Source organism: Pantoea sp. Pa-EAmG, assembly GCF_030024295.1.
Taxonomy (GTDB): domain Bacteria; phylum Pseudomonadota; class Gammaproteobacteria; order Enterobacterales; family Enterobacteriaceae; genus Pantoea; species Pantoea dispersa.
On the sequence record NZ_JASEWO010000121.1, the window covers coordinates 1 to 14647 of the forward strand.

Sequence of the window (14647 nt, forward strand, 5' to 3'; positions counted from 1 at the left end):
CAGCCTCCTGTCAGGGTCAGCTGCGGCCCACGGAAGCAAGGAACGTTATAGGTTGCGAATCACCCAAAAGATGAAACACACCTCTGAATGCAGCTGAAAAATTGACGCGTAATCATACTGACCTCGCCGGGGAAACTCAAGCGCACAATTCATCAAATTGTCGCTGCCGTGCCAGGCGGGGACACCTTTCGTGCTAAGGATTGAGATTCAGCAGGTTAGTCAGAGATTGTTCAAAATCCCTGAACGAGGCGTTCAGCATGACGATCTGGCGTCGTACTGGTGAAGAACTAAACTCTCTACAGGCGCAACGGTTTGGCTTAATCAGCGCGCCTGAGAGTGAAATCCCTGGAGTGAGGAGTCGATTATGAAAGCTGTCATTATCGCCACTTTACTGGGTCTCTTCCTGTCTACCCCCGCTCTTGCCAGCTCCGCTGACCAGGCGCTGCAGATGAGAAGTAACAGCAGCAAAGCGGCTTCAGGCTATGTCTACGTTAACCGGCTGGATGCGCCAGGCGGTAACCCGGTCAGCGCGAACACCAGCGCCGCCGACCGCTTGTCGTCACAACTGTAGTCCGGCCTGTTATCCCGGGCTGGCGTGCTCCGCGCCGCCAGCCCGTTCCGTTTTACAAATGATGTTTAAAGAAACTGACCAGCGCGGTGAGCGCTGGCGGCGTGATTTTGTGCCCGATCTGCTTTTCCGCCAGAAAGGTGAGCCGGCTGTCGAGCTGCACCTCGCGCAACGCCTTCTCCAGCCGTACCGTTTCGGCAAACGGTACGACTTCATCCGCTTCACCGTGCCATAACAGCAGCGGCCGGTTAGCCAGCTGCGCCAGCTGCTGACAGGGATCGTAGGCTGCCAGCGGGGCCAGCCGCGCCTGTAACGCCGCTTTTTGCTCTGGCGTGTGCGCTACCAGCGGCGGGAACAGCGTCTGACTGAGCTGCATGAAGTAACCGGAGCCCATCAGGCAGGCAACGCTGTGCAGGTGTGGATAGCGCGCCATCGCGCCCAGCGCGGTCATCCCGCCCATTGAGGCGCCGGCAATGGCGAAACGCTCGTCCGCCACCCAATCGTTGTCGCGCAGCGCCGCTTCCAGCAGCGGCACTTCATCAATGTTCTGGCGCAAAATCTCCCAGAAGTGCGTCATGCGCGCGTCGGTATCGCCGTTGTAGCGTGCGCCGTGCATCTCTGCATCCGGCATCACCACACGGAAACCGGCCTGCGCCAGCGCCACGGCAAAGTAGCTGTACACCTCTTTCGACGAGGTAAATCCGTGATAAAACAGGATGGTGGGTAAGCGCGCCAGCCGCTGTCCGGCCGGTGCCGCGTGAATACACTCAATGCCCGCCAGGTTCTCCGTTGCCAACTCAATCATACCGTCTCCGTTGAGAATGATTATCACTGGTCTCAGTGTACGTGCTGCCGGCCAAAACGCGAGCCACATCACATTTATTTCGATTAATTTCTGCCCTAAACATTTACCGCATTTTGCCGTTGATCCTGTACCCCTCCAGTTATTTATTAAAGGTACTTTATGAAGCGTCTCTCTCTCAGCGCCATGGGTCTCGGAATTAAGCTGTCTGTATTGACGTCTTTCAGTGTGGCAATCGTGCTGTTTGCCCTGACGTTAACGCTCAGCCATAACGCCGCGCGCCAGCTGGAGCAGTTGGCTGTCGACGATATGCAAAACCAGGTGCTCGGCATTAATGAAATGGCCACGATGTTTAACGCGACCTTATCGGAAGAAGTGGCGAACTATACCCGGCTGTTTCAGAGCTTTTTACCCAAGCGATTCAGCCGTGACGACAGCTCACGTATTCAGGTGGGATCGTTCAGCACGCCGACGCTGCGTGCCGGGCTGAAAACCCTCAACCTCGATCAGATCGCCGTGGACGATTTTCTCGATCGTACCGGTGCAGTCTCCACCATTTTTGTGCGCGACGGCGAGGATTACATTCGCATCGCGACCTCACTGAAGAAAGAGGATGGCAGCCGCGCGGTGGGCACCCAGCTTGATCGCAGCAGCGCGGCGTGGCGCAGCGTGAATAGGGGCGAAGTGTATCGCGGCCTGGCGACGCTGTTCGGCCATCGCTATATCACGCAATACCAGCCGGTGCAGGACGACAGCGGCGCAGTCATCGCCATTCTGTTTGTTGGCGTGCAGATTGATAAACAGTACGCGCTGATGCGGGAGAAAGTGCTGGCGCGACGTCTCGGTGACAGCGGCAGCTTCTTCGTGCTGAACGGCACGCCGGGCAGCGCACAGGGCCAGTATCTGTTTGCCCGTCAGTCAGAAGGCAAGCTGCCGGACTGGGATCGCAGCGTACAGCAGCAGATCCTGACGCAGCCGCACGGCCTGCTGGAGATCGCGCATCAGGGCGAAACCCGCCTGCTGGCATGGCAGCAACTGCCGGGCTGGAACTGGATTATCGCCGGTGAAGTCAGCCGCGCCAGCCTGCTGGCACCGATCACCCACAGCCGCAATCTGTTCATGCTGATTGGCCTGGCGCTGGTACTCGCCTTTGCCATTGGCTTTGTGCTGTATAGCCGGCGCGCCATTACCCGGCCGCTGCAGCAGGTGATCCATCTGGCCGAGCAGTACGCGGCGGGTAATCTGCAGGCGCACCTCGACTCAGCGCGCCGCGACGAGATCGGCCAGCTGGTGAACGCGATTAACGGCATTGGCGACGGTCTGGAGAAAGTGGTAGGCCAGGTACGCGCCGCCGCGCGTGAGATCAGCGACGGCACCGACACCATTGCGGCCAGCAGTTCCAGCATCAGCGAGCAGATTGGCCGCCAGGCGAGCAGCGTCGAAGAGACCTCGGCCAGCATGGAGCAGTTTGGCGCAACCGTGGCGCAAACCGCCGCTAATGTGCGTCAGGCGATGGCGCTGGTCGGTGAAGCCGCCAGCACCGTCAGCCAGGGCGGCAGCACCGTGGCGCGCTCGGTAGAGACCATGGCGGAGATTCGCATTGCCTCGCAGAGCATCGCCGACATTACCCACGTGATCGAGTCGATTGCCTTCCAGACCAATATTCTGGCGCTCAACGCTGCGGTTGAGGCGGCGCGCGCCGGTGAGCACGGCAAAGGCTTCGCGGTCGTCGCTGCGGAAGTGCGTGCGCTGGCGCAGCGCAGCGCCAATGCGGCGAAGGAGATTGACGGGCTGATTGCCAGTTCGATCGACAAAGTGGCCGCCGGCCATGCGCTCTCGGAACAAACGCGTGACGCCATGAGCCATATTGTCAGCCATATCGAACAGGTGAAAACCCTGATGGGGGAAATCAATATCGCCGCCCAGGAGCAGGCTGCGGGTATTGGTCAGGTCAATCTGGCAATGAACCACATCAGCCATGCGACCCATCAGAGCAGCGACATGATTAACCAGTCCGAGCACACGGCGCAGCACCTGAGTCAGAAAGGCCATCATCTGACCCAGCTGGTGAGTATTTTCCGCCTCAACGACTGATGAGCCGGGGCAGATGGCTTACACTTGAGTCATCTGCCTGTTTTCCGGAGCCACCATGCGTACGCTTATTCTGCTGCTGGGCCTGCTGCTGAGCGGCTGTGCCGCACTGCACACCACGCCACAACCCCCGCCAGCGCCCACTAGTCAGGCGCAGGAGATCACTCGCGCGCAAAGCTATGGCCTGCCGAAGCTCGGCACCGTCAGCGCCCATTCACGCGGCTCGCCGGATGATGTGCAGCGTGCAATCGCTGCACGCGCCAATCAGAGCGGTGCGGTTTACTATCAGATCCTGATGGTCGATGAGACCACCATGCCTGGCTTCTGGTATGCCACCGCCATTCTGTACGGCGCGCCCTCAGGCGGCAGTAGCACGCTGCAGTAAGCGTGCGTTCAGATCATCACTCAGTGCCTGTGCCGGACGCGATGAGAGATAACGCGCGCACCAGCTGTCCGCCAGCGGCGGTTCTGCCGCTTTCAGCAGCACCGCGGCACTCGCCAGCCGAATCAGCATGTCGCTGACCTGCCGTCCCTGCTCTTCGCGCAGGTTGCCGAGCTGCAGCCGCAGCTGACGCCAGCAGCGATCGAAGTGGCGATTGCTGCCCTTCACCGCATCAAACTCATCCTGCAGCATGCTAAGCACTTCTGCATGCCGTCCCAGTACACGCAGCACATCCAGGCACATCACGTTACCCGAGCCCTCCCAGATGCTGTTCACCGGCATCTCGCGATACAGGCGCGGCAGTTCACTCTCTTCGCAGTAGCCAATGCCGCCCAGCACCTCCATGGCTTCAGCCACAAACGGCATACCGGCTTTGCAGATCACGAACTTGGCCGCCGGAGTGAACAGGCGTGCATACAGCCGTTCATGCGCGCTGGCTGGCGTTGACCAGGCGCGCGCCAGACGCAGCAGCAGTGCGGTTTGTCCCTCCAGCTGCAGTGCCTGCTGCGCCAGCACCGCGCGCATCAGCGGCTGATCGCTAAGGTTTTTGCCCATCACCTGGCGCTGACCGGCGTGATGCAGCGCAATCGCCAGCGCGCGTCGCATCTGGCCGTGGCTGCCGAGCGCACAGTCAAAGCGCGTCATACCGCCCATTTTCAGGATCAGCCGCACGCCATCGCCCTCCTCACCCATCAACCAGCCGAAGGCATCCTGAAACTCCACTTCGGCACTGGCATTGGCGCGGTTGCCCAGCTTGTCTTTCAGACGTTCAAGACGAATGGCGTTGCGCGTGCCGTCCGGCAGCAGGCGCGGCAGAAAGAAGCAGCTCAGCCCCGCGGCGGTCTGCGCCAGAATCAGGTGCGCGTCGCTTTGCGGCACCGAGAAGAACCATTTGTGGCCGGTGATGCGCCAGGGTTCGCCCGGCGCACGCGTGCCAGGCGGTTCGGCGCGTGTGGTGTTGCTCAACACATCGGTGCCGCCCTGCTTCTCCGTCATGCCCATGCCAATCAGCAGGCCGCGCTTCTGGCTGCCGGGCAGATGATGCGCATCATACCGATCGCTCAGCAGCCGATCGTGCCAGTCGGCGTAGGGAGCGGGCAGATGGGTTTGCAGCAGCGGGATCGCGGCGTGAGTCATGGTTACCGGGCAGAGTGAACCGGCTTCCACCTGCGCATGCAGAATGAAACGCGCCGCGCGTGCCACCATGGCGCTGCCCTGCACGTCAGGCTGCCAGCTCAGGTTATGTAACCGGCTGGCGCACACGCCCTGCATCAGCAGATGCCAGGCAGGATGAAAGCGCACCTCGTCGAGTCGCTCACCGCGCGCGTCGTAACGCAGCAGCTCCGGCGGCTGTGCATTGGCCAGGCGACCTAATTCCAGTGACTCCGCGCTGCCGAGCTGCAGGCCGACGGACGCCAGCCATTCGCGGTCCCAGCCGGCCCCTTCACGCACCACCGCCTCGCACAGCGCGCTGTCGCCGGTGAAGAGATTGCTGTTGCTGAGCGGAGATGGTTGATTGAATACGCTGTGAGTGGTCCAGGCCATGGCACTCTCCTCTCCTGTTGCCCGTACTGATGTGGCTATAAGTATGGAGAGGATGTGCAGTTATGCCTGGTACAGCTGAGGTTTTGCGGCGGCGATCACGCCTGGCGCTGACGCACCGCTTCGAACAGACAAACGCCGGTGGCCACCGAAACGTTGAGGGAAGAGACGCTGCCGGCCATCGGGATGCTGATCAGCTCATCGCAGTGTTCGCGCGTCAGGCGGCGCATGCCTTCTCCTTCCGCACCCATCACCAGCGCCATCGCGCCGGTCATTTTGCTCTGATACAGCGTGTGGTCTGCTTCACCGGCCGTGCCGACGATCCAGACGTTGTACTCCTGCAGCAGACGCATGGTGCGCGCCAGATTGGTGACGCGAATCAGCGGCACGTTTTCCGCCGCCCCGCTGGCGACTTTTTTCGCCGTGGCGTTGAGCGGTGCCGAACGGTCTTTCGGCACGATTACCGCATGCACACCGGCCGCATCGGCGCTGCGCAGGCAGGCGCCCAGGTTATGCGGATCGGTGACGCCATCCAGAATTAGCAGGAACGGCTGATCCAGTGAAGCCAGCAGATCCGGCAGATCGCCTTCCTGATAGTTTTTACCCGGCTTAACGCGCGCCACGATACCCTGGTGCACGCCGCCTTCGACCTGGCCGTCGAGCCACTGGCGGTTGGCCAGCTGAATCACAATTCCCTGAGCTTCCAGTGCGGCGATCAGCGGCTGCAGGCGGCGATCATCGCGGCCTTTAAGGATAAAGACTTCCTGAAAACGCTGGGGATCACGCTCCAGCAGCGCCTGCACGGCGTGAATGCCAAAAATTATTTCACTCATTACTTTGCTCAAGGTTGGATGTATATCGTTGAATACAGAACATTAATCAGGCTGCGCGTTGGGGCGCAGCCTGCGAAACAGGGTTGAGCAAGGTGCGTCAGCGCTGACGCACCTGGCCGCTGGCGGGTGAAGAGGCCATCAGGCTTCGCTGGCCTTCTTCTTCACTGCGCGCTTCGCCTTGGTTGCGGCGGCGATTTTACGGGTTTTTTCGGAGACTTTTTTGCTTTTTTTCTCGCTTTTATTCGCCGCAGGCGGCTGCTTCTCACCGCGGAAAGCGGCGTCCGGCTCAAAGTTGCCCTTTCGGCCCGCATCGCGGCGCCGCTTCGCCGGTGGCTTGCCGCCATGCTTCTCACGCTCGCGCGCGGTTTTTCCTTCACCGCGCGGTACGCGTTTGCTGGAGATCAGCGCGAAATCGATCTTGCGCTCATCCATGTGCACCGCGTCAACGCGCACTTCCACCGCATCACCCAGACGGTAAGTGCGACCGCCGGATTCGCCAATCAGACGCTGGCCCACCGGATCGAAGCGGTAGTAATCATTGTCCAGCGTGGAGACGTGCACCAGGCCATCAATGAACAGATCGTTGAGGCGAACAAAGAAGCCAAAGCCGGTCACGCTGGAGATCACGCCGTTGAATACGTTACCCACCTGATCCTGCATAAAGTCGCACTTCAGCCAGTCGGCCACATCGCGCGTCGCTTCGTCGGCACGGCGTTCGGTCATCGAACAGTGCTGACCCAGCTGCAGCATCTGCTGCATATCGTAGTGATAACCACCGGTTGGCGTGGTGTTGCCTTTTACCGTGCCCTGCTCTTTAGCCAGCAGGTACTTGATGGCACGGTGCAGCAGCAGATCCGGATAGCGACGGATCGGCGAGGTAAAGTGCGCATACGACGCCAGCGCCAGGCCAAAGTGACCGCGGTTTTCCGGATCGTACACCGCCTGCTTCATCGAACGCAGCAGCATGGTTTGCAGCATTTCAGCATCCGGACGGTCGGCAATCTGCGTCAGCAGATCGGCATAATCGATCGGCTGCGGTTTCGACCCACCCGGCAGGCTGAGGCCCAGCTCGCCCAGCACGGTACGGAAGCTGGTGATGCTGTCTTCGCTCGGGCGATCGTGATCGCGGAACAGCGCCGGCTCCTGATGTTTCTCAACGAAACGCGCGGAGGCGATGTTGGCCAGAATCATGCACTCTTCAATCAGCTTGTGCGCATCGTTACGTACGGTGCGCTCCACGCGCTCAATGCGGCGCTCAGCGTTGAAGATGAATTTGGCTTCGTCGGTTTCAAACGAGATGCCACCGCGCTGTTCGCGGGCGGTTTCCAGCACCTCATACATACGGTGCAGCTCTTCGAGGTGCTTCACCTGCGCCGCATACTGTTCACGCAGCTCCGGGTTGCCCTGCAGAATGCTCCACACTTTGTTGTAGGTCAGACGCGCATGTGAGTTCATCACCGCTTCGTAATGTTTGAAGCCGGTGAGTTTACCGCTGGCCGAGATGGTCATCTCGCACACCATGCACAGGCGATCCACCTGTGGATTGAGTGAGCACAGGCCGTTCGAGAGGATCTCCGGCAGCATCGGTATCACCTGCGACGGGAAGTAGACCGAGGTGCCGCGCTGCTGCGCTTCGTTATCCAGCGCGGTGCCGGGACGCACGTAATAGCTGACGTCGGCAATCGCCACCCACAGGCGCCAGCCGCCGCCGCGTTTTTTCTCGCAGTAAACGGCGTCATCGAAGTCACGCGCGTCTTCACCGTCGATGGTCACCAGCGGCAGTTCACGCAGGTCGACGCGGCCTTTTTTCGCCGATTCCGGTACCTGCTCTTTCAGTCTGGAAATCTCTTTCTCGACTTCTTCCGGCCATGAGTGGGGAATTTCATGGGTGCGCAGCGCCATATCCACGGCCAGACCGGTGCCCATGTTGTCGCCGAGAATTTCAGTAATTTTGCCAATGGCTTTGCTGCGGCGCGTCGCGCGCTGCACGATTTCCACCACGACCACCGATCCCATGCGCGCATTCAGCGTCTCTTCCGCCGGGATCAGAATGTCAAAACTCAGACGGCTGTCGTCCGGTACCACGAAGCCGGTGCCGGCATCGGTGAAGTAGCGGCCAACAATCTGGCTGTTGCGCGGTTCCAGCACGCGTACCACGCGCGCTTCACGCCGCCCTTTGCGGTCGGAGCCGCCCGGCTGGGCGAGGATGACATCACCGTGCAGGCAGAACTTCATCTGCTCCGCCGAGAGGTAGAAGTCATCTTTCTGACCATCAACGCGCAGGAAGCCGTAGCCATCGCGATGGCCAATCACTTTGCCGCGCAGTAAATCCAGACGCTCCGGCAGGGCGTAGCACTGGCGACGGGTGAACACCAGCTGGCCGTCACGCTCCATGGCGCGCAGGCGGCGACGCAGCGCTTCAAGCTGATCTTCGCTGGTGATGTTTAACTCTTCGGCGATCTCTTCGCGACTCGCCGGCTTTTCACGCTTTTCTAATAGCGCGAGGATAAATTCCCGACTGGGAATAGGATTTTCGTACTTTTCAGCTTCTCTATCCTGAAAGGGATCTTTTGACATTACGGTTCCTCCGATGTCATTTATGTGGAATTGCCACCGGCGGTTCGGACAATAAGATGTGGTAAAGCGAATCGTTGTTTTGCACCAGGTCGGCGAGCGTATATTTATCCAGTTCCTGCAGGAATAGCTGGACCGCATTATTCAGCGCGCTACGCAGGCGACAGGCGGGATTTATCGCACACTCTTTACAGTTTACCAGCTGCAAAGGCTCCATTTTTCTCACGACATCGCCAATGACGATTTTATCCGGGTCCATGCCTAAACGAATTCCGCCGTTTTTACCGCGTGTCGCGGCAACAAAGCCGGCCCGGCTCAGTTGATTGATGATCTTAACCATATGGTTACGCGATACCCCGTAGGTATCGGTGACTTCGGTAATGTTGGTCTGCTGACCTTGCGGCAATGTCGCCATGTAAATCAGGGCGCGCAGACCGAAATCGGTAAAACTTGTTAGCTGCACATGTACCTCAGTGAATCATCGATATTGTTGTTATAACGCCCGTGAGCGCTTCGATTAACATTGATGATAAACCAGTGTGGAAAACCCGGAGCGCTTTTTTCCTGCAACACCCGAAACCAGCAGGAAAAAATGAAGTGAGCGGAGTCAAAGAGCAGATAAACGAAGGCCGGACAGTGTCCGGCCTGCAAAACGTGATTAAGCGTCGAACGGATCGCGCAGAATCATGGTCTCACTACGGTCGGGACCGGTTGAAATAATATCAATCGGCACGCCAGTCACTTCTTCAACACGTTTGATGTAATCACGTGCTGCCTGCGGCAGGCCTTCCAGTGTTTTAACACCAAAGGTGTTTTCACTCCAGCCCGGCAGAGTTTCATAAATCGGCTCGATGCCTTCCCAGCCTTCAGCGGCCAGCGGCGTGGTGGTCATCTCGCGGCCATCCGGCATACGGTAACCGACGCAGATTTTCACCTCTTTCAGGCCATCCAGCACGTCCAGTTTGGTCATGCAGAAGCCGGACAGGGAGTTGATCTGCACCGCGCGGCGCACTGCAACCGCATCCAGCCAGCCGGTACGACGACGACGGCCGGTGGTGGCACCGAACTCGTTACCTTTCTCACACAGGAACTCGCCGGTTTCATCAAACAGTTCGGTCGGGAATGGACCGGCACCAACGCGGGTCGAGTAAGCTTTGACGATGCCCAGCACGTAATCCACGTAGCGTGGACCGATACCTGAACCGGTCGCCACGCCACCAGCAGTGGTGTTGGACGACGTCACGTACGGATAGGTACCGTGGTCGATATCCAGCAGCGTACCCTGCGCGCCTTCGAACATGATCAGGTCGCCACGCTTACGCGCGCCGTCCAGCAGTTCAGACACGTCGACGACCATGCCGGTCAGGATGTCGGCCACCGCCAGTACATCGCTCAGCACTTTATCGTAGTCTACTGCATCTTCTTTGTAGTAATTCACCAGCTGGAAGTTGTAGAAATCAACGATCTCTTTCAGCTTCACGGCGAAGGTTTCTTTGTTGAACAGGTCGCTGACGCGCAGACCGCGACGGGCAACTTTATCTTCGTAGGCTGGGCCGATACCACGACCGGTGGTACCGATAGCTTTGGCACCGCGCGCTTTTTCACGCGCCAGGTCCATCGCCACATGGTATTGCAGAATCAGCGGACAAGCTTCAGAGATCAGCAGACGTTCACGTACCGGCACACCGCGCGCTTCCAGACCGTTCATCTCTTTCATCAGGGCTTCAGGCGACAGCACAACACCATTACCAATGATGCTGGTGACGTTTTCACGCAGGATGCCAGAGGGAATTAAGTGGAGGACGGTTTTCTCACCGTTGATGACAAGTGTATGGCCTGCATTGTGGCCACCCTGGTAACGCACAACGTAATTCGCGCGTTCAGTCAGAAGGTCTACGATCTTACCTTTACCTTCGTCACCCCATTGGGTGCCCAGTACGACGACGTTCTTACCCATTTTCTAAAATCACCGATTGCTTAAAAATGGATTCTACCATCGGATTTTCACTCTTTCAGCACTTTTAGCATACGATTGCGCTGTTTTTTGCCTGAGTTTTGATCACTACAACATGTTGGGGGCAATGCTCTGCAGCAGACACAATTTAGCCGTGCGGCAGCGCGCAGATTATTGCTCAGCCATTCGCGTGCGTGCTCAGCATGGCGTAAATCACCACGCCCGCCACCACCAGCCCGCCGCCAAAACGGTGCAGTATACGGTCCGGTAACTGCGTCATCGCCAGAATCATGCGACGCCACAGACGCGGCAGCAGCATCGGTCCTAATCCCTCCAGCACCAGCACCAAAGCCAGCGCCATCCAGACGGTTGTGTTCATTCTGTTTTCCCAAAAAAAAGGCCGACATCAGTGTCGGCCTCAAGGTTATAACAGTTATTAACGCGAGACGTTAGTTGGCGCCTTCATATAGCGGAAGAAATCGCTATCCGGGCTCAGCACCATCACGTCCTGATTGTCCGCGAAGCTGTTCTCATAGGCACGCAGGCTGCGGATAAAGGCATAGAAATCAGGATCCTGGCTGAAGGCGTCAGCGAACAGCTTGGCCGCTTCACCATCCCCTTCACCACGGCTGATCAGCGCCTGACGCTGCGCTTCTGCCAGCGTACGGGTTACCTGATAATCGGCCTGAGCGCGCAGTTTTTCCGCCTCTTCCTGACCCTGTGAACGCTGACTACGTGCTACCGCTTCACGCTCGGCGCGCATACGGTTGTAGATCGCGTCCGACACTTCGGTCGGCAGGTTGATCTGCTTGATACGCACGTCGACCACCTGAATACCCAGCGCCGCCATACTGTTCGGGTTTGGCGCCGGCTCATTGCTGTTGGTCTCGCGCTCAACGCGGGCTGCCGCGCTGGCAATCGCATCGTCAGCGGCTGGCGTCTGCACTTCGTCGTCATTGCCGGCACTGCCGGTGTTCAGCGCATCGCGTACGTCAGTAGTCAGACGGCCACGCGAGTCGGTGACGATGTCTTTCACATCAAGACGGCCCATTTCTGAACGCAGACGGTCGCTGAACTTACGTTTCAGCAGCACTTCCGCCTGAGACACATCGCCACCGCCGGTCGCGAGGTAGTAACGGCTGAAATCGCTGATGCGCCACTTGATGTAAGAGTCCACAATCAGGTCTTTCTTCTCTTTGGTGACGAAACGATCGGCCTGGTTATCCATGGTCTGGATGCGCGCATCCAGCGACTTCACGGTTTCGATAAACGGAATCTTGAAGTGCAGACCCGGTGCGTACACCTGCGGCTTGTTCTCATCATCACGCAGCACTTTACCAAAGCGCAGCACGATACCGCGCTGGCCTTCCTGCACCACGAACAGTGAGGCGTACAGCACCACCAGAACAACAATAATTACGGCGATGATTGGCTTACGCATCGATTACTCCCTCCCTTCGCGCTGGGTATCGTTACGCAGCGCATTGGCGCGACGCTGATCCATGATGCTGTCCGGACTGTAGGATGAAGTGTCGCCGCGGCCGGCATTGCTGCCCGGTGACGACGGTAACTTCATCAGATTGGCATTGTTCTGACCGCTCTGGCCGCCTGCCTGGCCGCCACGCATCAGCTGATCCAGCGGCAGCACCATCAGGCTATTGCCGCGGTCGTTAACCAGCACTTTGCGGGTATGGCTGAGCACGCGCTCCATGCTTTCAATGTAGAGACGTTCTTTGGTGATCTGCGGTGCGGCTTTGTACTCCGGCAGCAGACGCGCAAACCGAGCCACTTCACCCTGCGCTTCCAGCACGGTACGCTCTTTGTAGGCTCGCGCCTCTTCAAGAATACGCTGCGCCTGGCCGTTAGCACGCGGCTGCACTTCGTTGGCGTACGCTTCAGCTTCACGCACGTACTGCTCGCGGTTTTCGCGGGCGGCAATCGCATCGTCAAACGCGGCTTTGACCTCTTCCGGTGGACGCGCCGCCTGGAAGTTGACGTCAAGCAGCGTAATACCCATGTTGTAAGGACGAATGGTTTCGTCGATTTCACGCTGGGTATCGCTACGCACGACGGTACGGCCTTCGGTGAGGATCCGGTCCATGGTCGAGCGGCCAATCACGCCGCGCAACGCGCTGTCAGTAGCCTGACGCAGGCTATCATCGGCACTGGTCACCGCATACAGGTAGCGCTCCGGATCGGTCACGCGGTACTGCACGTTCATCTCCACGCGCACCACGTTCTCGTCCGAAGTCAGCATCACGCCCGACGCCGCCAGCTCACGCACCGCTTCGACGTTGACGGCCCGCACCTGATCGATAAAGGTCGGTTTCCAGTTGAGGCCAGGCTCAACCAGATGGCTGAATTTGCCGAAACGCGTCACGACCCCGCGCTCCGCTTCTTTGATGGTGTAGAAACCACTGGCTGCCCAGATGACCACTGCCGCCACGGCGACAATGCCAACCAGTTTGCCACCGCTGCCGCCGCTGCGCTGGCCGTTATCGCTCTGTTTGCCACCGCCCAGTCCGCCGAGTTTTTTACTCAGCTTACGGAAGATATCATCCAGATCAGGAGGCCCCTGATCGCGCCCTCCCTTATTTCCCCCAGAGTTGCCGCCTTGATTATTGCTGCTTCCCCACGGGTCGCGGTCCTGTCCGTTATTTCCGGGCTGATTCCACGCCATGTCTCTACTCCATTTATTGTATATAAGTTTACCCTGCCACGTGCCGGGCACGTCTTGGGGTAAATGAGTTGGGCAACGGTCAAACAATATAGCTGGCGAGCTGCGGTTCCTGCTTGCACAAGCGGCGCCAGTCAACAATCGGCATTCGCACCTGCAAACCTACGCAGCCATCTTCTTCATTCCACTCTTTTTCAATCGCCTGCAGCTGATAGAAGCGGCTGCGCAGGCGGCCCGCTTCCGGCGGCAGACGTAAATCATACTGCGCCACTTCACCGGCTAAGCGCTCGGACAGCGCCTGCCACAGCAGCGGCAAACCGGCACCGCTCTGCGCCGACAGCCACACGCGCGTCGGCCGGTTCTCTTCGTCGCGATCGATACGCGGCTCAAAGCCATCCAGCATATCGATCTTGTTCATCACCAGCAGCACCGGAATCTCATCGGCTTCAATCTCTGCCAGCACTTCGTTTACGGCATCAATGTTGTCATTGACGCGTAAATCCGCGGCGTCAATCACGTGCAGCAGCAGCGACGCCTGACGGGTTTCCTGCAGGGTGGCTTTAAACGCCGCCACTAAGTCATGCGGCAGGTGACGGATAAAGCCTACCGTATCCGCCAGCACCACTTCGCCGACATCGGCCACGTTGAGGCGGCGCAGCGTCGGGTCCAGCGTGGCGAACAGCTGGTCGGCAGCATACACGTTGGCTGAAGTAATGGCGTTGAACAGGGTGGATTTGCCGGCGTTGGTGTAGCCCACCAGGGAGACGGTCGGCACATCGGCTTTCGCGCGCGCCTGACGTCCCTGCTCACGCTGTTTTTCCACGCGTTCAAGACGGGACAGAATCTGGCTGATGCGGCCGCGCAGTAAACGACGGTCGGTTTCCAGCTGGGTTTCACCCGGTCCACGCAGGCCGATACCGCCTTTCTGCCGCTCAAGGTGAGTCCATCCGCGCACCAGACGGGTGGCAAGATGGCGTAACTGTGCCAGCTCGACCTGCAGTTTCCCTTCATGGGTGCGGGCGCGCTGGGCAAAAATATCGAGAATTAAGCCGGTGCGATCGATTACGCGACATTCGCACAGCCGCTCAAGATTACGTTCCTGAGCAGGGGATAAGGCATGATCGAATAAAACGACCGATGCTCCACTCGCTTTCACCGCATCGG

Annotated in this window: 13 protein-coding genes; 3 read left to right on the forward strand and 10 right to left on the reverse strand. The window is 58.9% G+C overall.

Annotated features, from left to right (window positions below; genetic code table 11):
* The first annotated feature begins 364 nt into the window (after positions 1 to 364).
* Entirely contained in the window at positions 365 to 571 is a 207-nt protein-coding gene (locus tag QMM04_RS15600; protein WP_021509751.1) for a hypothetical protein, read from the forward strand.
* Positions 572 to 623: 52 nt separating this feature from the next.
* On the opposite strand, the gene yjfP is transcribed toward QMM04_RS15600, so the two are convergent.
* Complete coding sequence (gene yjfP, locus QMM04_RS15605; protein ID WP_282996487.1) at positions 624 to 1373, reverse strand: esterase; 750 nt, start codon at positions 1371 to 1373, stop codon at positions 624 to 626.
* Positions 1374 to 1532: 159 nt separating this feature from the next.
* Between yjfP and QMM04_RS15610 the strand changes: the two genes are divergently transcribed.
* Complete coding sequence (locus QMM04_RS15610) at positions 1533 to 3464, forward strand: methyl-accepting chemotaxis protein (RefSeq protein WP_282996488.1); 1932 nt, start codon at positions 1533 to 1535, stop codon at positions 3462 to 3464.
* Positions 3465 to 3519: 55 nt separating this feature from the next.
* Positions 3520 to 3846, forward strand: a complete 327-nt coding sequence (bsmA, locus tag QMM04_RS15615; protein WP_141497034.1) for a biofilm peroxide resistance protein BsmA — start codon at positions 3520 to 3522, stop codon at positions 3844 to 3846.
* Here the strand turns inward: bsmA and QMM04_RS15620 are convergent.
* The 9 genes from QMM04_RS15620 to hflX all read right to left on the reverse strand — a co-directional run.
* Entirely contained in the window at positions 3820 to 5448 is a 1629-nt protein-coding gene (locus tag QMM04_RS15620; protein ID WP_282996489.1) for an isovaleryl-CoA dehydrogenase, read from the reverse strand. The genes bsmA and QMM04_RS15620 overlap by 27 nt on opposite strands.
* Positions 5449 to 5543: 95 nt before the next feature.
* Positions 5544 to 6278: a 23S rRNA (guanosine(2251)-2'-O)-methyltransferase RlmB gene (rlmB, locus tag QMM04_RS15625; RefSeq protein WP_021509756.1), complete on the reverse strand. Its 735-nt coding sequence runs from the start codon at positions 6276 to 6278 to the stop codon at positions 5544 to 5546.
* Positions 6279 to 6416: 138 nt separating this feature from the next.
* The gene (gene rnr / locus QMM04_RS15630; RefSeq protein ID WP_152390396.1) at positions 6417 to 8855 is read right to left on the reverse strand and encodes a ribonuclease R; all 2439 of its coding nucleotides are present in this window, start codon (positions 8853 to 8855) and stop codon (positions 6417 to 6419) included.
* A gap of 16 nt (positions 8856 to 8871) precedes the next feature.
* The gene (gene nsrR / locus QMM04_RS15635; protein WP_150360360.1) at positions 8872 to 9315 is read right to left on the reverse strand and encodes a nitric oxide-sensing transcriptional repressor NsrR; all 444 of its coding nucleotides are present in this window, start codon (positions 9313 to 9315) and stop codon (positions 8872 to 8874) included.
* Between the two features lie 195 nt (positions 9316 to 9510).
* On the reverse strand, positions 9511 to 10809 hold the full coding sequence (locus QMM04_RS15640; RefSeq protein ID WP_282996490.1) for an adenylosuccinate synthase: 1299 nt from the start codon (positions 10807 to 10809) through the stop codon (positions 9511 to 9513).
* 175 nt (positions 10810 to 10984) lie between these two features.
* Entirely contained in the window at positions 10985 to 11185 is a 201-nt protein-coding gene (locus QMM04_RS15645) for a DUF2065 family protein (RefSeq protein ID WP_031280157.1), read from the reverse strand.
* Between the two features lie 57 nt (positions 11186 to 11242).
* Positions 11243 to 12247: a protease modulator HflC gene (gene hflC, locus QMM04_RS15650; protein WP_021509761.1), complete on the reverse strand. Its 1005-nt coding sequence runs from the start codon at positions 12245 to 12247 to the stop codon at positions 11243 to 11245.
* Positions 12248 to 12250: 3 nt separating this feature from the next.
* A complete protein-coding gene (hflK, locus tag QMM04_RS15655; RefSeq protein WP_021509762.1) occupies positions 12251 to 13486 on the reverse strand; it encodes an FtsH protease activity modulator HflK in 1236 nt (411 codons plus the stop codon).
* 79 nt (positions 13487 to 13565) lie between these two features.
* The coding region (gene hflX, locus QMM04_RS15660; RefSeq protein WP_282996491.1) for a ribosome rescue GTPase HflX at positions 13566 to 14647 on the reverse strand (1082 nt) is incomplete at its 5' end.